The 17,242-nt window shown below is 59.9% G+C and carries 11 protein-coding genes; 5 read left to right on the top strand and 6 right to left on the bottom strand.

The window, feature by feature from the left end:
- Positions 1 to 10: 10 nt before the first annotated feature.
- From DWV48_RS06720 to DWV48_RS06710, 3 genes are all read left to right on the top strand, one after another.
- Positions 11 to 847, top strand: a complete 837-nt coding sequence (locus tag DWV48_RS06720; RefSeq protein ID WP_118654051.1) for a sulfide/dihydroorotate dehydrogenase-like FAD/NAD-binding protein — start codon at positions 11 to 13, stop codon at positions 845 to 847.
- Entirely contained in the window at positions 835 to 2,241 is a 1,407-nt protein-coding gene (gltA, locus tag DWV48_RS06715; protein WP_118654050.1) for an NADPH-dependent glutamate synthase, read from the top strand. Before DWV48_RS06720 ends, gltA begins: the two co-directional genes overlap by 13 nt.
- A 263-nt stretch (positions 2,242 to 2,504) precedes the next feature.
- Positions 2,505 to 3,809, top strand: a complete 1,305-nt coding sequence (locus DWV48_RS06710; protein ID WP_233546206.1) for a putative ABC transporter permease — start codon at positions 2,505 to 2,507, stop codon at positions 3,807 to 3,809.
- A gap of 369 nt (positions 3,810 to 4,178) precedes the next feature.
- Here DWV48_RS06710 and DWV48_RS06705 read toward each other — a convergent pair whose 3' ends face one another.
- The 5 genes from DWV48_RS06705 to purE all read right to left on the bottom strand — a co-directional run bounded on the left by DWV48_RS06705 (position 4,179) and on the right by purE (position 8,357).
- Positions 4,179 to 4,595 (bottom strand): molybdenum cofactor biosynthesis protein MoaE, encoded by a 417-nt coding sequence (locus tag DWV48_RS06705; RefSeq protein ID WP_118654048.1) that lies wholly within the window; start codon positions 4,593 to 4,595, stop codon positions 4,179 to 4,181.
- Between the two features lie 87 nt (positions 4,596 to 4,682).
- Complete coding sequence (locus DWV48_RS06700; RefSeq protein ID WP_118654047.1) at positions 4,683 to 5,609, bottom strand: nucleotidyl transferase AbiEii/AbiGii toxin family protein; 927 nt, start codon at positions 5,607 to 5,609, stop codon at positions 4,683 to 4,685.
- A complete protein-coding gene (locus DWV48_RS06695; RefSeq protein WP_118654046.1) occupies positions 5,597 to 6,358 on the bottom strand; it encodes a type IV toxin-antitoxin system AbiEi family antitoxin domain-containing protein in 762 nt (253 codons plus the stop codon). The genes DWV48_RS06700 and DWV48_RS06695 overlap by 13 nt, the downstream gene beginning before the upstream one ends.
- A gap of 442 nt (positions 6,359 to 6,800) precedes the next feature.
- A complete protein-coding gene (locus DWV48_RS06690; protein WP_118654045.1) occupies positions 6,801 to 7,544 on the bottom strand; it encodes a class B sortase in 744 nt (247 codons plus the stop codon).
- A gap of 339 nt (positions 7,545 to 7,883) precedes the next feature.
- Positions 7,884 to 8,357 (bottom strand): 5-(carboxyamino)imidazole ribonucleotide mutase, encoded by a 474-nt coding sequence (gene purE / locus DWV48_RS06685; protein ID WP_118654044.1) that lies wholly within the window; start codon positions 8,355 to 8,357, stop codon positions 7,884 to 7,886.
- Between the two features lie 359 nt (positions 8,358 to 8,716).
- Here purE and DWV48_RS06680 point away from each other — a divergent pair, with 359 nt between their 5' ends.
- Together DWV48_RS06680 and DWV48_RS06675 are read left to right on the top strand one after the other, a co-directional pair.
- Positions 8,717 to 13,048, top strand: a complete 4,332-nt coding sequence (locus DWV48_RS06680) for a SpaA isopeptide-forming pilin-related protein (RefSeq protein WP_118654043.1) — start codon at positions 8,717 to 8,719, stop codon at positions 13,046 to 13,048.
- Between the two features lie 41 nt (positions 13,049 to 13,089).
- Complete coding sequence (locus DWV48_RS06675) at positions 13,090 to 13,839, top strand: class B sortase (protein WP_158574842.1); 750 nt, start codon at positions 13,090 to 13,092, stop codon at positions 13,837 to 13,839.
- A gap of 326 nt (positions 13,840 to 14,165) precedes the next feature.
- On the opposite strand, the gene DWV48_RS06665 is transcribed toward DWV48_RS06675, so the two are convergent.
- Positions 14,166 to 17,045 carry a M28 family peptidase gene (locus DWV48_RS06665; RefSeq protein ID WP_118654040.1) on the bottom strand — a complete coding sequence of 960 codons (2,880 nt, stop codon included), beginning with the start codon at positions 17,043 to 17,045 and terminating at the stop codon, positions 14,166 to 14,168.
- Positions 17,046 to 17,242 lie beyond the last annotated feature (197 nt).

Genomic DNA, 17,242 nt, shown 5'->3' with positions numbered 1-17,242 from the left:
GAGGGGTTCTATGTTTGAAATCCTGAAAAAGACGCAGTTCTCGGACAAGGTGTTCGAGTTCCGCGTCCACGCCCCGAGGATGGCCAAGAAGGCTCACGCCGGCCAGTTCCTCATGGTGCGCATCGACGAGACCGGCGAGCGCGTGCCATTCACCTTCGCCAACTGGAATGCGGAGGAGGGCTGGATCGAGTTCATCTTCATGGTGATCGGCAAGACCACCAAGTGCCTCTCCGAACTCAACGAGGGTGACTTCATCCGCGACATCACCGGACCGCTGGGCAAGCCCACCGAGATCGAGGGCGACTCCGTGGCCGTCATCGGCGGCGGCGTGGGCCTGGCCATCGCCTACCCCGTAGCCCGCATGCTCTGCGAGCAGGGCAAGAACGTCTACGTCATCATGGGTGCCCGCACCAAGGACCTCCTCATCCTGCATGAGCAGTTCGACGCACTGCCGCTCGCCGGCCTATACGTCACCACGGACGACGGCACCATGGGCGAGAAGGGCGTCGTGACTCTGCCGCTCGCGCGCCTGTGCGAGACGGACGCAATCGACCACGCCTTCTGCGTTGGCCCCGTGCCGATGATGAAGTTCTCCTCCCTCACCTGCCACGAGCACAACATCCCGATCATCGCCAGCCTCAACCCCATCATGGTCGACGGCACCGGCATGTGTGGTTGCTGCCGTGTCGAGGTGGGCGGCGAGACCAAGTTCGCCTGCGTCGACGGCCCCGATTTCGACGCCAGCGCCGTCGACTGGGACGACCTGTCCGCGCGCCAGGCCAGCTACCGCGGCGAAGAGGCCGTTTCCACCAAGCGTCATGAGGAGGCCTGCGCATGCCAGAAGTAAAGAAGTATCGCCCGAACATCGGCGCTCCCCGCACTGCTCCGAACGAGGAGCCGGCCGCTGAGCGCGCGTGCGATTTCCGCCCGGTCGACACGGGCTTCACCAAGGAAGACGCCATCGCCGAGGCCAACCGCTGCCTCGACTGCAAGAAGCCCCTGTGCATGCAGGGTTGCCCCGTCGGCGTGAACATCCCCGGCTTCATCTCCAAGATCCGCGATGAAGACTGGGCGGGCGCCCTCGAAACCATCAAGGGCGACAACCTGCTGCCCTCCGTCTGCGGCCGCGTGTGCCCGCAGGAGAACCAGTGCGAGGGCAAGTGCATCCTCGGCCGCAAGGGCGAGGCCGTGGCCATCGGCCAACTCGAGCGCATGGTGGGCGACATGGCCGACGAGGTCGGCCGCGCCCCGGCGTGCAAGCCCAAGAACGGCAAGAAGGTCGCCATCGTGGGCTCCGGCCCCTCCGGCATCGCCTGCGCCGGCGAGCTCGCACGCGAGGGCTTCGACGTCACCGTGTTCGAGGCCTTCTTCACCGGCGGCGGCGTGCTGACCTACGGCATCCCCGAGTTCCGCCTGCCCAAGAAGATCGTCAAGCGCGAGATCGACGGCCTGGAGCAGCTCGGCGTGCACTTCGAGTACAATTCCGTCGCCGGCCGCCTGTTCGACGCCGACGAGCTCTTCAACGAGGAGGGCTTCGACGCCCTGTACCTCGCCGTGGGCGCCGGTCTCCCCCGCTTCCTCAAGGTCCCGGGCGAGAACCTGCCCGGCGTGTACTGTGCCAACGAGTACCTCACCCGCACCAACCTCATGCACGCGTACGACTTCCCCGTCTACGACACCCCGATCCGCCAGGGCAAGAACGTCGTGGTGTTCGGCGGCGGCAACGTTGCCATGGACGCCGCCCGCACCGCTCTGCGCCTGGGCGCCGACAGCGTGACGCTGGCCTACCGCCGCACCGAGGCCGAGATGCCCGCGCGACTGGCCGAGGTCCATCACGCCAAGGAAGAAGGCGTGCACATCCTGGAGCCCGTCAACCCGCTCGAGTTCATCAAGGGCGAGGACGGCTTTGTGTCCGCAGTCAAGCTGGAGCGCATGGAGCTCGGCGAGCCCGACGCCTCCGGCCGTCGCCGACCGGTCCCCGTGGCCGACTCCGCCTTTGAGATCCCCTGCGATGTGGCCATCACCGCCATCGGCACCATGGCCAACCCCTTCGCCAAGCTCTGCGCCGACGTCGAGCTCAACCGCTGGGGCCTCATCGAGGCCGACGAGGACGGCCGCACGAGCAACCCCAAGGTGTGGGCCGGCGGTGACATCGTGACCGGTGCCGCCACCGTCATCCTCGCCATGGGCGCCGGCAAGAAGGCCGCCGCCTCCATCAAGAAGGAGCTGCTGGGCGAGTAAGCGCTCCGCGATTCCCATAACGGCATCCGGCCCGTCGACCACACGGTCGGCGGGCCGTTTTGCGCCGCGGCGATTGCGGAGCCCGGGCAGGACGCCATCGTGCGTGCCATTGGGCATGAACTGCGCAGCCGACCCCGGCGCCGACCGATGCGTACGCGTCCCTTTGTGCACGCCATGCCCGCAGGCCGCCCGCTCCCCCCTTGCATGCCAAAACGGGTACCATGAGTACACAGCCCATTTCGAACGCACGCAAGGAGCAGCACGTGACCAGCAGCACGAGCGCCGCGGCCGGTACAGCATCCAACCCCGACTACGACCTGCCCGGTAACGACCTCGATCCCAACAACCTCACCGCCGAGCAGCGCAAGACCATCCCGCTCATCATCCGCGTGTACGGGGCGCTTTGCGCACTCGACGGCATCATCGCGCTCCCGCTTATGGGCGCGTACTTCGGAATCATCCTGTACCGACTCGCCATTGGACAGGAAAGCGCACTGATTGGCTCCGACCTCACGCTCACCTTCACCATGACGGCCATCGGATCGGTGCTGACCTTCATCTCCTCCGTCGCGCTCATCATCTTTGGCTGGACGCTTCTCAAAAGCTACCGCCGCGACGCCGGACGCTGGGCATACGCGCTCATCGTCATGACCGTGGGGCAAATCCTCATCGACGTCATGCTCCAGGGCATCGGCGTGCACCTCATCCGCCCCGCCATCCAGCTCGCCATCCTCACCGGTCTGTCGACCACCATCGACCCCACCTTGCGCGAGGAACGCGAACTCCAGCGTCACTTGCGCGACCTGGAAGACCGCGTTGCCGCGGCAGGCGGCATGCTCGGCCGCGATCTTACAGGTGAGGGTTACATTAAGCTGAACTTCTTCAACCTGTTCTGGGTCTTCATGGTGTGCTGCGTGCTCGGTCTCATCATCGAGGTCATCTTCCATATGGTGTACGTCGAACCGGGCGTCTACCAGGATCGAGCCGGCCTTCTGTTCGGGCCGTTCAGTCCCATCTACGGCTTTGGCGCCGTGCTGCTCACCATCGCGCTCAACCGGTTTTACAAGAAGAGCTTCGTCATTATCTTCCTAGTGAGTGCCGTTATCGGCGGCGTGTTCGAGGCTGCTGTGAGTTGGTGGATGCAGACGTCGTTCGGCGCCATCGCATGGAGCTACTCCTATGAGCTGCTGCCCGGCGTGCCCGATCCGATGGCGATCCTATTCGCCGGGCGCACGTCTACGCCGTTCATGCTCATGTGGGGCACGCTCGGCCTATTCTGGATCAAGCTGTGCCTGCCCAGGCTTCTCAAGCTCATCAACCTGATCCCCTGGAAGATGCGCTATTCACTCACCACGGTAGTGGCCGCGCTCATGTTGACGAACGGCGTCATGACGCTGCAGGCGCTCGATTGTTGGTTCTGCCGTGAGAGCGGCATCGCGCCGAGCTCGCCCGTCGAGGAGTTCTACGCCGAGCACTTCGACAACGCGTACATGGAGCATCGCTTCCAGAGCATGACGATCCACCCCAAGACCTCGAGCCGCGTGGATTCGCCCAAGACGGAGGCGTAGGATCAGCCGCAACATGCCAAAAGGGGGGGGGCGAGCCCCTTGACACGCGAGCCTTGGCGAAGGAGAATGACCCGAGACACCTCATATCTGCAGGCGCGCCAAAACTGGCTAAAAAATACCGATTTGTATCCATAAGCGCGGCGCCATGCTGCCCATTTCACCCTAAACGCGCCCCTAACCGGGGTGCATCATGTCGCGAAAACGATTCGTGGAAACACTACACCCACGTGAACAGGCGTTTTTCCAATCTCGGTCCTTTGGCCGAGGTGTCCTTGGCGGGACGAGCGATACAAAACGGTAGTTTTTAGCCACTTCGGGGATATATACGATCCACATCCATTGAACTTCCGGGCAGAACGCAATCGAGCGTCACTGCGCCCGCCCCTCCCCATGTTCAATCTCGTTGACGCACTCGTTTTTGATGGTTGCCACGAGATGCTGCAGGCCGTCGATCACACGCGGGCGGATGTCGCCGCCGATGAGCACGAGCATGATGTCGTCGCCCACCGCAAGCTCACCGGAGTTGAGCCATACGCGCACGTACCCAATGCCGGGCAGGGTGCGCGCCTCCTCTACCGCAGCGGCGACCTTGTCCTCGTCGTAGGAAAAGTGCATGCTGGTGACTTTGTCGCCGGGCTGGACACCATCGGTTTCGATTCCGCGTGCTTCGGCTTTGGGGGTCTCACGCACGGTGCCGTTGTGGACAAGGTACATGCCGCACGCGCGGAACGACGGGTCCGCTTTGGCCTCGCGCAACCACGCGTCGATAGAGGGTATATCTGCCATGGGTAAACTCGCTTTCTGCCATATGGCCCTTGTTGGAACACCTGAGACGACTCGCATGGCAAGCGCGGACATCACGCCGCCAGCACATCAACCACCCATCTTCTTTAGATTGAGCAGTTTCCATTGTGCCTCAGGACTCTGCGCGGCGCGCTGCGTAACTTCACCATCTCCAAAAAGAAGCTCTGGGCAGTAGTCCCCTTGGGACAATCGCTCCAGGTATTCTTTTTCTAAATCGTTTTTGGGAAGGACGAAACTCTCGACAAACCTCTCCGCCTTTTGCATAAGACTATCGAGAGTCGGGGGTTTTTCAAGCTGGCGCAACATGGGGACGAGCTGCTCTTCGACCTCCTTTTCACATTTTTCAAAACGAAGTGACCTGCCAATAAAGCTGTTTGGAAAATGAGCGGACAGCGAAGCATAGTACAGCAGCACCTTGTGAAGCAGCTCGTCTGGCGCCTCTACGCCGCTACAGTGCTCCGCCAGATTTCCGATGTCGTACAAATCGCGTATTTTGACCCTGTCAAAATACGCCTTGACCTTGCCCCCTGCCAATTCATAATCGTCAAACATCAAAACATCCAAATCGGGGCGCAGCGGAGACTGCCTCACTCGGAGCGGAATCAGGGGCGACCTATTCATGTAAATGCAATCGATCTTTACATGATCATTTCCCCAGTTTCCCCTATACCTCAATACAAATGTCCGTCCCGCATGCCCGCCTTCGCGAGCGTCAACTCTATATCCTAAATAGCTTGCAACTTCCTGTATGCCGCGCTCGATCCCTGGACGCTCTCTCATCATTTCCGCCCGTGAAAGACTCCCCACGTACGACATGTCTATATCAACCGACAAACGCGGAAGACCAAACATGAACAGGTTGATCGCTGTACCACCATGCATCGCAAGCTTGCCCTTTAAATCTGGGTGGCGACCCATTTCTGCCAGCAGCTCCAAAAGGCGGTTGACCTTGTCGAGCGTTTCCGGTCGGAAGCTTTCAATATCTATAGGACCCATGAGCGCAGCTCCTCTTGATCCGCAGGCAAACACAGGTTCCAGCGTTTTGACCAACCCGGGCTTCGCGTTTGTCTTTTGTCCAACCTGTATGGTCCGCCCGTCACCATGGTCTCTAGTCGGTCGAGCTGCTCATCTAGCACACGCCAATCGCGCTGCTTTTGCTCTAACAACCAGCCAACCCTCGCAGCAAGCGAGGCTGACCCTTGCTCCACAAGAGCAAGCAGCTCATCAACATCAAGGTAGGGAAAAAGCGAAAGGGATCGCAGCGCCTCCTCTACGCCACCCGCCCTATCTGTATAGCGCAAACAATCGACTAGCGTTTGCTCGCGCGTGGTAACTCCGGCCCCATTAGCGCCAACCGCTCCTATCAACTGATAGCGAATCGATCTGTCGCAAGCGTATGGTACATACAAAACACCGCCATAGGAGAACTTGGTCTTTATTGTTCTCGACCTAAACTGACACATGCTTGATACATTATGAGCAACGCCGTGGACCTCAAGGGCAGAGTGAAAAGAAATGACTGCATCTAAATCGATCGCCGCAAGGACATCCAGCGCACTCACGCCCGCGCCAGAATAATCGCCAATCTTTGAAACGTATGCGCCGCGTCGAATTCTCTCGATGCTTCCATGCTTTATCGCGCGATCCAAAGTTGTCCTCACCGATGCGGCAGACATACCAGACTCCGACATAAGCTGCTCAACGGTGAAGACTTGATTTCTTTCTATGTAGTCTCTGAACTTCATACTGACAAATTATAGTAGAAACAACTACACTTTGTATACTTTTCTAGTGATTATTGTCAGTATTCCATATTAACAGCCTCCAGAAACGAGTACCTCAATCAAAAAGTGTGGGATTTATCGCAGACCCTCGGACGCGTCCCGAGGCCATTCCTCAACTTCTTAAAGCCACGAATCGGCCGATTTTGTAACGAGTTTCCGAACACCCCGAGTAGAGGGACAATGATAAAAGATTTTATCTGCGGCGATGATGCCAAAAATGTCCCTCTACTCGGCACGCCTCAAAACTCGTTACAAAAACGCCCGATTCGTGGCACTCCACCCGCAACAGGGTCCCGGCGTGCCAAAAGGGGTACGTCCCCAAATGGCACGCCGGTCGGTTTGGCGTTTGGGAACGTACCCCCTTTGGAGCGGGGACGGATTTTTGGAGCGCGCGGTTTTACGCTTAGGGCTGGACGGTGTCGTACTCGGCGATGAGCGTGCACACCATTGCGGCGCGCTTGGTCTGCGCCAAGAAAGCATCGTCGCAGGTCACCAGCGTGAGCACCTTGGTTGCGTTGCTCAACTCCGTGTCGGCGTCCGTCGCCTTCGCCTCGGCGTGCTTAATGGAATCAGAGAGATACTGAGCCAGGCCGCCATCGCCCGCGAACGTCGTCTGTCGCGCCTCGACGTAGTCATCATCAACACGCATCGTAAACAGGGGCGTAAGCTCATAGGTCTTCTCGGGCGTGATGTAGTAGACCTTCTCTATCGAGTCGAACTTCTCCTGATCAAGCGAGTCGTACACCTGCGTGAACATCGAGCCGTCGTTCATGTGGTGACCGTACAACGTTGTCTGCTGGTCAACAAGACCCGGCGCGGTTCCTTCGGAATCGAGGAAGACGGTGCCGTTGGCGTTATAGTCGCCCGAAATCAGCGTACGCAGATAGGTGTCATTGGTTTTGCCTTGGACGACGACGTAGTTGATGTTCGTGCCGGGGATGTAGATCCAGCCCACCACGTCCTCGTTCACCTTTTTGAGCGCATCGAAGTCGATGACCGGCACACCATCGCCGCCCTCATCGGAGAGCGTAACCGCCTCTTTGGTAAGGCCATCGTAAAAATCCGCCGCCTGCTTGTAACCAATCTGCGCATGAACGAACAGACCGCCGGCCACGAGCAAAAGCACGACCCCTATGGCGATGAGCACGTACGACGCGATATTGCGACCACGGCGGGGTCGTGGCGCGCTCGACGTCGACCCGGGCCTACCGCCGCGCGTGCCCGTCGAACCTTGGGGGCGCGCATAAGGAGAAGCCTGAGCTACGCGGGGCGGCCGAATAGGCTGGGACACCCGCGCCCCGCTTGAGGGCGCGGCATTGTACGTCGCCCGGTTCTGCGGCGCGGTGACGTGCGACATCTGGCGAGGCGGCGAGGCGGTATGTGACCCCCGGTTCTGAGAGGCGGCGGCGCCTCCCATTGAGGTCGTATTCGGCTGGGGCGCGGCACCACTGGGCTTAAAGTGCCTTCCTCCGGTTGCCATACCGGGCTACGCTTCGGCCATATCGCGCTTGAGCTGCGCGATCGCATCACGGTACTCGGGCATGGTGGCGCCGAGAATCTGCGTGGCGTAAATTGCGGCGTTCTTGGCGCCATTGATGGCCACGCAGGCAACCGGCACGCCGGAAGGCATCTGAACCATAGAAAGCAGGGAGTCGAGTCCGCCCAGGTCGCTTGTCTTCATGGGGACGCCGATCACCGGCAACGGGGTGAATGCCGCCACGACACCACCCAGGTGGGCCGCCTTGCCAGCCGCGGCGACGATGACCTTGATGCCGCGGTCGGCAGCGGTCTCCGCCCACTCGTGGACCTTCGCGGGATTGCGGTGGGCGCTCGCAATGACGAGCTCGTAGGGCACGCCGAGGGCGTCGAGCTCGGCCGTGCAGCCCTCCATGACGGGCATATCGGATTTGGAACCCATGATGATTCCGACGAGCGGGGTCTTCTCGGAAGCGTTATCCATGGTAGTACCTCTCGGTCTTGTGTCTACAACGCTTCAAAGTATAGCCGAGACCGGCGAAATGCCAGCTATTAGCCTACTTGTTTCTCGGGTATCCGCATGTGCGTTCACCGGCTGGTCGAAACCTTGGCCGAAGGGTGACGGGCCGTGCGGATATGGGGAGATTATCCGATGATTCCGAGGGCGGTTGTCCCCGTTGCCTTCGCTCCTTTGGCAGCGTATTACCTCCTAGCTTGAATTTTTGCGTGCTGTCAGATGTTACCGGTGCCCAGGCCAGACAATCCGGGCATCATGCGGGAAAAAGGGACAAAAGCGTCCCCTACGCTTTCCTCCCCATACAACACGGGAGAACGGGAGGAACGGTGAAACGCTTTCGGACACACCTCGCCGCGCGCCGGCGACACGATCACTTCATCGCATCGAGAGGGCCGCGTGCAAAACCGCGACGTCCCGCTCCCAAGCTACTCGCCGCGCTCGCCGTGGCCGCCGTTGTCGCGCTGGGCATGCTGGCTGGAACGATGGAGGGCGGCAAGGCTACACCTACCGCATATGCGGCACCCAGCACGATCACCGGCAAGGCGGACATCGTCATTACGAACAAACAGCAGGCATACTATGAAGGTGCCGTGGCCCAATGCAAGGCAACGATCCATCTTCCCGATGGGTCGACGCAGATCGCCTATGGGCGCTGCATCTCGGGCATTCATTACGCCGTCCCCTACGACGGAACCTATGACTATGTGGGAACTCTCCAGCAGGACGGCACGTATTCCATCGTCATCCATTCCAATACGAGCGGCGGCGCAAACGCCGATACATTCCTCGAAGGCGAGATGTGGGGAACGCAGCAGATGGGAGAGATTCACCTGCGCTACAACCCCAAGGCAACAGTACGGTTTACCAAGACGTCGGCGGATGTCGAAATCACCAAGGGAAACGGGACGTACTCCCTCAAAGGCGCCGTTTACGACATCTATCGAGCGTCCGATGGGGCAAAAGTCACCTCAATAACAACGGACGAGCATGGGCACGCCTCCTGCGAGCTCACGCCCAACACCTCATACTACGCCATAGAGGTCAAAGCGCCGGCAGGGTTCAGCCTCAACAATCAGCGCGTCGAATTCTCCACCGGTGATTCCGAGGGCTCGGTCCCCCTCTCCGACAAGGCGGGGACCGTACGGCTCATCATCGCCAAAAAGGATTCCGCCACGGGCGGGAAAGCGCAGGTGGGAGCATCGCTCGAGGGTGCTGAGTTTCGCGTGACATCAACCTCCACATCCGGCTGGAGCGCAACGGGAACCACAAACAAAGAGGGGTCAGTCGTGTTCGACGCGGTGCCGCTCGGAAACATCGTCGTCACCGAGACCAAGGCACCTGCGGGATACAAGCTTGATCCAAACGCCCATACCTACACGGTCGGCGCCGATCAGCTGGGAGATGCCGAGGTCATCACCCTTGAGCCCGATGATTTCATCGAGCATGTCATCGCGTTCGACATCGACATCGTCAAATACCGTGACACCGGGGCCGAGGGATCGGGGCTGCAACATGCCGGGCCGGGCATCCGATTCGAGATCATCTCGAACACAACCGGCAAAACCGTTGGCTCCCTCATCACCGACGAGAACGGCAAAGCGTCCACCGATCGCGCCGAGACGGTGAATCGGGAGGCGATTGCCGCCGACAAGACGGATGACCCGCAGAAACCCTGGATGGGCGAGGGAAAACGCGTGGAGGGCATATCCGGCGCGCTCCCTTATGATGCCAAGGGCTATACGGTCCGCGAAGATCCTTCCACCACACCTGAGGGCTATCGTCCCTGTCCCGATTGGACCATCGGCGTGGACGCCATGGCAGACGGGGCGAGCCTACATTACATCGTCGATAACGACCTCATCACCTCGCGCATCCAGGTGGTCAAGGCCGATGCCGAAAGCGGGCAAACCGTACCGCTCGCCGGCTTCTCCTTCCAACTCTTGGACAAAGATCTCAAGCCTATTACCCAAGAGGTTTGGTATCCCAACCACAGTGAAGTCTCCATATTCGAAACCGACGAGACGGGAACCGTCACGTTTCCCGAGGCACTCAGGTCGGGAACGTATTATCTTCGCGAGGTGGCGGCGCGGGAGCCATATCTTCTTCCAAACAAGGATGTCAAGGTCGTCATTTCAGACGAGCATGAAACCGGCCCGGTGACTGTTGTCCGTGTGGCGGACGAGCAGGCACGGGGAGTCGCATCCATCCACAAGACCTGCTCTGAAAAGGATGATTGTCCACACCTTACCGAGTTTCAGGAGCCCAGCAAATCGCTTCAAACAGGGAAAATATCATCCCAGAGCAAATATGATGCAGCCTATGGCCTTGCAGGCGCCGAGTTCGATGTGGTGGCCCTCGATGACGTTATCAGCCCCGATGGAACCATTCAGGCAACCGCCGGACAGATCGTCGATCACGTGGTGACGCAGGAAGGCGGCTGGGCACAGTCCAGAGAACTGCCCTTAGGGATGGGCAGCGCGCGCTATGCCTTCGTTGAAACGAAGGCTCCAGATGGGCACGTTCTTGACGCGACGCCGCTCGAATTCACCCTCACATACCAAGACAGCTCCACGAACCTCGTGTATGCGGATGTCGAAGCGGCCAATGAACCCACGCATCTTGAAGTCGATAAGAACATCACGGGCAACGGTGCTCCTTTGGAAGGTGCGTCCTTCTCCTTGTGGGATAGACGAGACGAGATCTCCGTCTCTCCGAACGAGGGCGGCGCGATCGCGGTGCGTGCTCCCGAGGGATCAACCGTCTGCGCCCAGCAGCGCGTTCCCTACGCCGTCATCGAGCTCGTCAAGCCAGACGCCATATCCGTCTCCCTCCAGCGTGAGGGAAGCTCTCCCCTCGAACTCACAACATCCCAAACCAACCTCGAGCCCGGCTTATACGCGCTTTCCGTTATTCGCGATGGCAAGCAACTCGACATCGACCTCAAGGAACTCGACATCGTCGAAAACCAGAGATATGTTCTTTCCATCACACAAGGGGTGTTCGGTACGAGCGCGACACTCGCGCATGCGGGAGATGCGTGCAAGCCGGTTGAGCTCACGTATCGGAAAGAAGACAACGCTTACACAGCAAGCGATCTTTCTGCCGGGCGTTACGAGCTAACCGTCGATGGAGGTGAGGCGCACACCGCAACCTTGGGAACCACCGCCTCATACGCCATGTTCGATTCGGGGACGTGGACAGATCTCCCCATCCTTCTTACCGGCGGCGCCACAACGTTCGACGCCTCCACGGATGCGAGCGGAACTCTGACCGTAAAGCACCTGGAGGAGGGGGCGTATGGCCTGCGAGAAACGGGGGCTCCCCCTGGTTTTATTGGCCCATACCTTCCTATCTTCTTCTCAGTCGACGCACATGGCCAGATTGAGGGTAAGCAAACCCACACCGTGACCGTAGAAAACGACTACACAAAAGTCGAGATCTCCAAAAGGGATATCACCAACGAAGAGGAGGTGGAAGGAGCCAAGTTGAGCATCCTCAACAATAAGGGTGAAGTCGTTGAGCAGTGGACGAGCGGAAGTGAGGCCCATCGTATCGATCGACTCGCACCGGGTACCTACACGCTCGTTGAGGATATGACCCCACGCGGGTACGACAAGGCCAAGAGTGTCGCGTTCACCGTTGAGGAAACGGGGGCGGTGCAGACCGTCACCATGTACGACGAGCCCGTTACCGTTCAAGGGGAAATCGACAAGCGTCAGGAAATCGCCGACCCAACGGCACCCGATACCGTCGAAAACGGAGACGGTCTTAATCAAGCGAACGTCACGGTCTCCCCCGAAGGCCGATTCGACTACAGCATCGACTTTAGAAACACAAGCTCCACCTGGGTCGACGAGTTCACCGTCACCGATGACCTGGATGCCGTGCGCGAGGGGCTGGCGATATTCGAGGGAATCACGACGCCGGTTGCGCGCGAGGACTTCGACGGCAAGCTCAACGTGTGGTACACCACGAACAACATCGATGATGACCATATGGATGAAAGTGGTGCAAACGCGACGCGTGACGATGGGCACGACAACCCCTGGCTCACCGACCCCGCCACGGTGCATCTAGGCGATGATGGTCGCGCGGTCTCTTATGCGGGCTGGGCCCTGTGGACACAAGACCTGCCGGCAGACGAAGCCCACATGTTGTTCGCAAAGGACCTTGGCCTAGGTGAGGGGGAATACATCACGGGTATTCGCCTTGAGTATGGTCGAGTGGAGCAGTCGTTTACGTCACGGCGCGATTCTTGGAAGCGTGATGACCTTAAAGATCCGCACGATGATCTAGACCGTATCGAGCGCGCGCAAAGCTCAAAGAGCGAGGGGGATAATCCAGCGGAACAGTCGTTGTCCCCCGCAGTCATTCACATGCGCGCGACCGGCGAATATCTCGCCGGCACCGATTTGTCTAATTCAGCCCACGTGGATTTGTATCGCAACGGAGGCGGTACCGGACTCGAAGACCATGACGAAGACTACGTAACCCAAACGCCGGGCAATGAACCCAAGGGCCCGCTCGCCCAAACGGGGTGGGCATCACCGGCGGCCTTCCTGCTTGCCGGGGCACTAGCCGCCGGCGGTGTGGGCCTCGCCTGCGGCAGGAGAGCACGTGTTCGGCCGCAGCGCCCTTATCTCAAACGGCGATCATGAGCGTTGGAGGACGACGTATTCGACCGCTCTTCAAGCGCGCCATGATGCTCACTGCAACGCTGCTCGCCGCGACGGCGGGCATCATGGCCGCCGGCACGTCACGCTCACTATCTCGATATAGCACGCTTGAGGTCGAGGTGATTGGCGATTCCCCAAACAACGCGGCAAAAGAGGGCATCGACTGGCCCTCTCTGAGGAAGGAGAACCCCGATGTAGTCGGATGGCTAACGGTTGAGGGCACGAGCATCAGCTACCCCGTTACATCAGAACGGGGAGAGCATGCTGGCGGATGGTATTTGAAACACGATTTCTGGGGGAGGGCAAGCACCTTGGGCTGTCCCTATATCGACCCCCGTTGCACTACGGAAGCTTCCCATATCCTCATCTATGGACACACCGTGGATGCGCCAGACTCGATGTTCACGCCGCTTTCGCACGCCTATGAACAGCAGACCTTTTCACTCATCGGAGACGCGCATTGGTCAACCACCGAGCATGGAGATGCAACGTTTAAGCCTCTCATGGCAATCAACGTCGATGCCTTATACCCAGACATCCAGCAGTTCCGATTCGCCAGCAACAGTGGTCTGCGCTCCTTTTTGCGCTCCCTTTCCAAAGACGCCTCATGCTGCGCCGAAAACAAGGAGGAACTTATCGAACGGGCTCGCCGTGTACTCAGCTTGGTGACCTGCCCGTCACCCCATGAAGGAGAGTGCACAAGAACCATCGTGATCTTTGTCCAACTGCAAGCACGATCGCGACCACTTCGTACAAAGCATTTCCAGCCATAAAAGGGCCTCCCATTTCTTGTGTCCAAGAAATGGGAGGCAGTTCAGGCATATCGCTAGGGCCGGGGGCAAACGACAAGGGCGGGCGCCAGAGGCCTACTCGGTTAGCTAGAGACCCACTCGGTTAGCTCCTCGTCCTCCTGGGTTACAGCCTGATTCTCCTCAGCTCGCTGAGCGCGCACGCTATCAGGTGTAGACCATTTCTCTCCCAGATAGTACGACAAGCCCAACCCGAGCAAGACGGCGATGGTCGCCCCGATCAAATACTGAACCCAATGTTCCTTGATGTACCTGAACACGGTCTCTCCCCTATAGCATGTGTACCGCTTTTACGAGCGGCGGATGACCTCGGTGACCACATCGGACACGAAGGCAACGTTGTCCGTATCCACGTTGTACGGCTGATCCTCCTCCGTATGGGCGAGGGCGAAGCCGGTGCCCTCAACACCACCGATGGTCAGGGAGCGCAAGCTCATACCCATGGCGACATGGGCATCGGTTGTCACGTACGGCATGTCGACCGTCGCACACTCGCGATGGAAGTCGCTGCTCACCTGCTGGACCAACTTCATGATGCGCTTGTCACCCTTGAAGACGCGTTGCTCACCTTCGGTGGCGAGCATGGCGAGCTGACCCGCACCCACGCTCTCGAGGTTGATGAGGAACACACCGCGAAGCTTGTCACGATGGGCATCGAGGAAGGCGCGGATGCCGGCGTTGCCGTTTTCGGATGCGCCCGTGGCCACGAACCAGATGTCGTGTCCCAAAAGCTCGTCATCGCCCATGTCGGCAACGGCCTCGCGCAGCTCCTCCTCGGTTGCGCCGTCGTAGCCAGCGGCGCCGCCCTTCCATCCGTCGTCGAAGTTGTCCCAGGAACCGATGTCGTTCCCCGTGGACTTGGCATCAAACGAGTCATCGACACCAAGCCACTCACTCATGCTGTCATCGTTCTTCCTCTTGCGTCCAAAGAGGCGGCTGATTCCACGGTGCGGCTTCTCTTGAGCGGGCGCCGGGGCGCTGATGGTCTCAAACGACTGCTCAGGAGCTGCAACGGGCTCGGGAGAACTGATGACCGTAAAGGCACTGCGGGCCTCGGAGGCGACATCAGCGGTCCCGCTTTGGTTCGGAACATTTGGGACACCCTGAACGCCAAACGGATCGGCCGGGGCGGCGGAAGGATCAGGTAAATCGAACAAGGAGGCGCGGTTCGCCGTCTGGGGTACCCGGGGCACAGGGGCGTCCGCCGTGCTCGGCACGTTGATGGTGCGCTTGGGGCGTGCCGGCACCGCAGAGTCTATCTGGGCCATGAGGGAGTCAACCGTCTCCACAGGCTGGACGGAGGGCTGGACGGGCATGGCAATCGTGCCGGACATGTCGGCTTCTCCGCGAGGCGTGGCAGAGGGCATCGCGAACACCTCAGTAGCGCCAGCTGCGTCCTGATCCTCGTGATCCTCCTCCACGTGATGCTCTTCCTCAACGGGCTGCCCCGCAGGGGCCTCCTCTGCAGCAGCGTCAACGGCGGCGTTCCCATCCTCAGAAGGAGTCTCGTCGCTCGCCGCCATGGCCGTCTCCTCAGCAGCTTCGTCCTCAGCCTCGTCCTCGATGACCTCATACTCAGCTTCCATCACGACGTCGAAGTCGTCTTCTTCCTCGACCTCTTCCTGAGGGGCGAACGCTTCTTCAAATCCGTCCTCATCCTCAGCCTCATCGTAGGCCTCGGCGAGCTCGCTCTCATCGTTAGTGTCCTCTTCGGAATAATCCTGCTCGAGCTCAACATCCTCGTCGTAGGTGTCGTATGCGTCATACGCGTCGGCGGCGGGAGCCTCCTCCTCATGCTCAACCTCAAACGCGGTTGGGGTCTCGGGCTCGGGCTCATCACCCGGTTCGTACAGCACGACGCAGCTCTCGGGAAGCATACCCAAACCGCGAATCACGTCAGCGCCAAAACGAACGTTGCCCGCGCTGTTCAAGTAGAAGGGAAGCTTGGGCTCGGGGGCGGCGGCATCCAAATCAAGCTCGGACTGCGTCCCGGCACCGAGATCTTCTTCCTCGCTCTCCAGGTCCTCTTCGACAACAGGCGCGCTATCAATAGCGGGCATGGTGGCGACCGTGGCATCGGCGTCGAGCTGCTCCTCGACCTCATCCTCCGCGGGAGCGACATCGTTCTCGACATTCATGGTCACCGTCGACCCAAGATCAACAGCAGGAAGATCGGTAGCCGTCGCGCCGAGCACGTCGACGGGCTCGAGCACCACAGGCACCTCGGGAACCTGCTCGACAACCTTACCAACCTCGGCGGTCTCGGTAACCTCGTCCGCCTCGCCATTCTGCTCGTCTTGCCCCTCAACCTCGTGGGGGTAAGCCATGGCAGCCTCCGCCTCAGCGGCAGCAGCCGCCTCTGCCGCGGCGATCGCGTCTTCGAGGATGCGCTGCTGCTCGGCGAAATACTCGTCCGCCGGCGTATCATGCGGGAATTCCTCACCAAGCTCGTACGGCGAAACGGCATCCATCACGCCGAGCATCGCGGCAACGGAAGACTTGTTCGACACGGCACCCGTGGTATACGGCAACACGAAACGATTGGCAATAATCGCAACGCCGTTCGCCAGCGGAACCAAAGCAGCAAGAATGGCGAGAACCCAAAGCACCGCTTTGGCGGCACCCGGAACGGGGAACAGGCGAATGAACGCGAGAACCGCGGGCGCGACCATCGCAAAGGGCAGCAACTTGACGATGAGGGGCTTGTACGCCGCGAACGGCTCACGGGCAAGCAGGTCCTCACGCGGCGAATCGTAATGGGCGACCACCACGACAGGGCGGTTGCGGGGCGAGGCGAGCGGGCCGGAAGCACGATGGTAGGCGATGACATTCTGGCTCAAACCACCAGAGCCCAAACCGGAGATCACGGGGCGACCCGTGCGCTCGAGCACGTAGACAACGGCGGCGGCGAGGGCCAAAAGCAGGCCGACCACGCCAAGGGCCCCTCCAATGCCGCAAAGCACGGCACCGACGAAAGCGACGATACCCAAGATGGCCTGGGCAACCTTGGTCATGCCACTCGCGCTGAACTCTTGCATCTCGGGCGTGAATCCGTGATCGGCAAAGATCTTCGCGATGACGTTGGCCGCCTCGCGCTCCTCTTCACTACACGCCGGAGTGATACCCGTGTTCTGCAGTAGGTGGCTCAGGTATTGTTTCGTATTCGCCATGTGGGCTCCACATCGAACTCGCTTATGTGCAAACGCATCGAATTCACGATGCGCATGTATAGTCGCAAGTATACCCTTACTTATGCTTTACCTGCAGAATTTCAACCCCTCAATATGGTTCCTGCAGTCGCAATTCCCCATTAACACACGGCGAACATGAGCAGAACACCCCACCTCCTTACACTAGAATGAGGTAA

It is taken from the genome of Collinsella sp. AF08-23 (genome assembly GCF_003479805.1).
Lineage (GTDB): Bacteria > Actinomycetota > Coriobacteriia > Coriobacteriales > Coriobacteriaceae > Collinsella.
The sequence above is the reverse complement of the archived record's forward strand: the minus strand, read 5'-3'. Positions and strand labels throughout refer to the sequence as shown.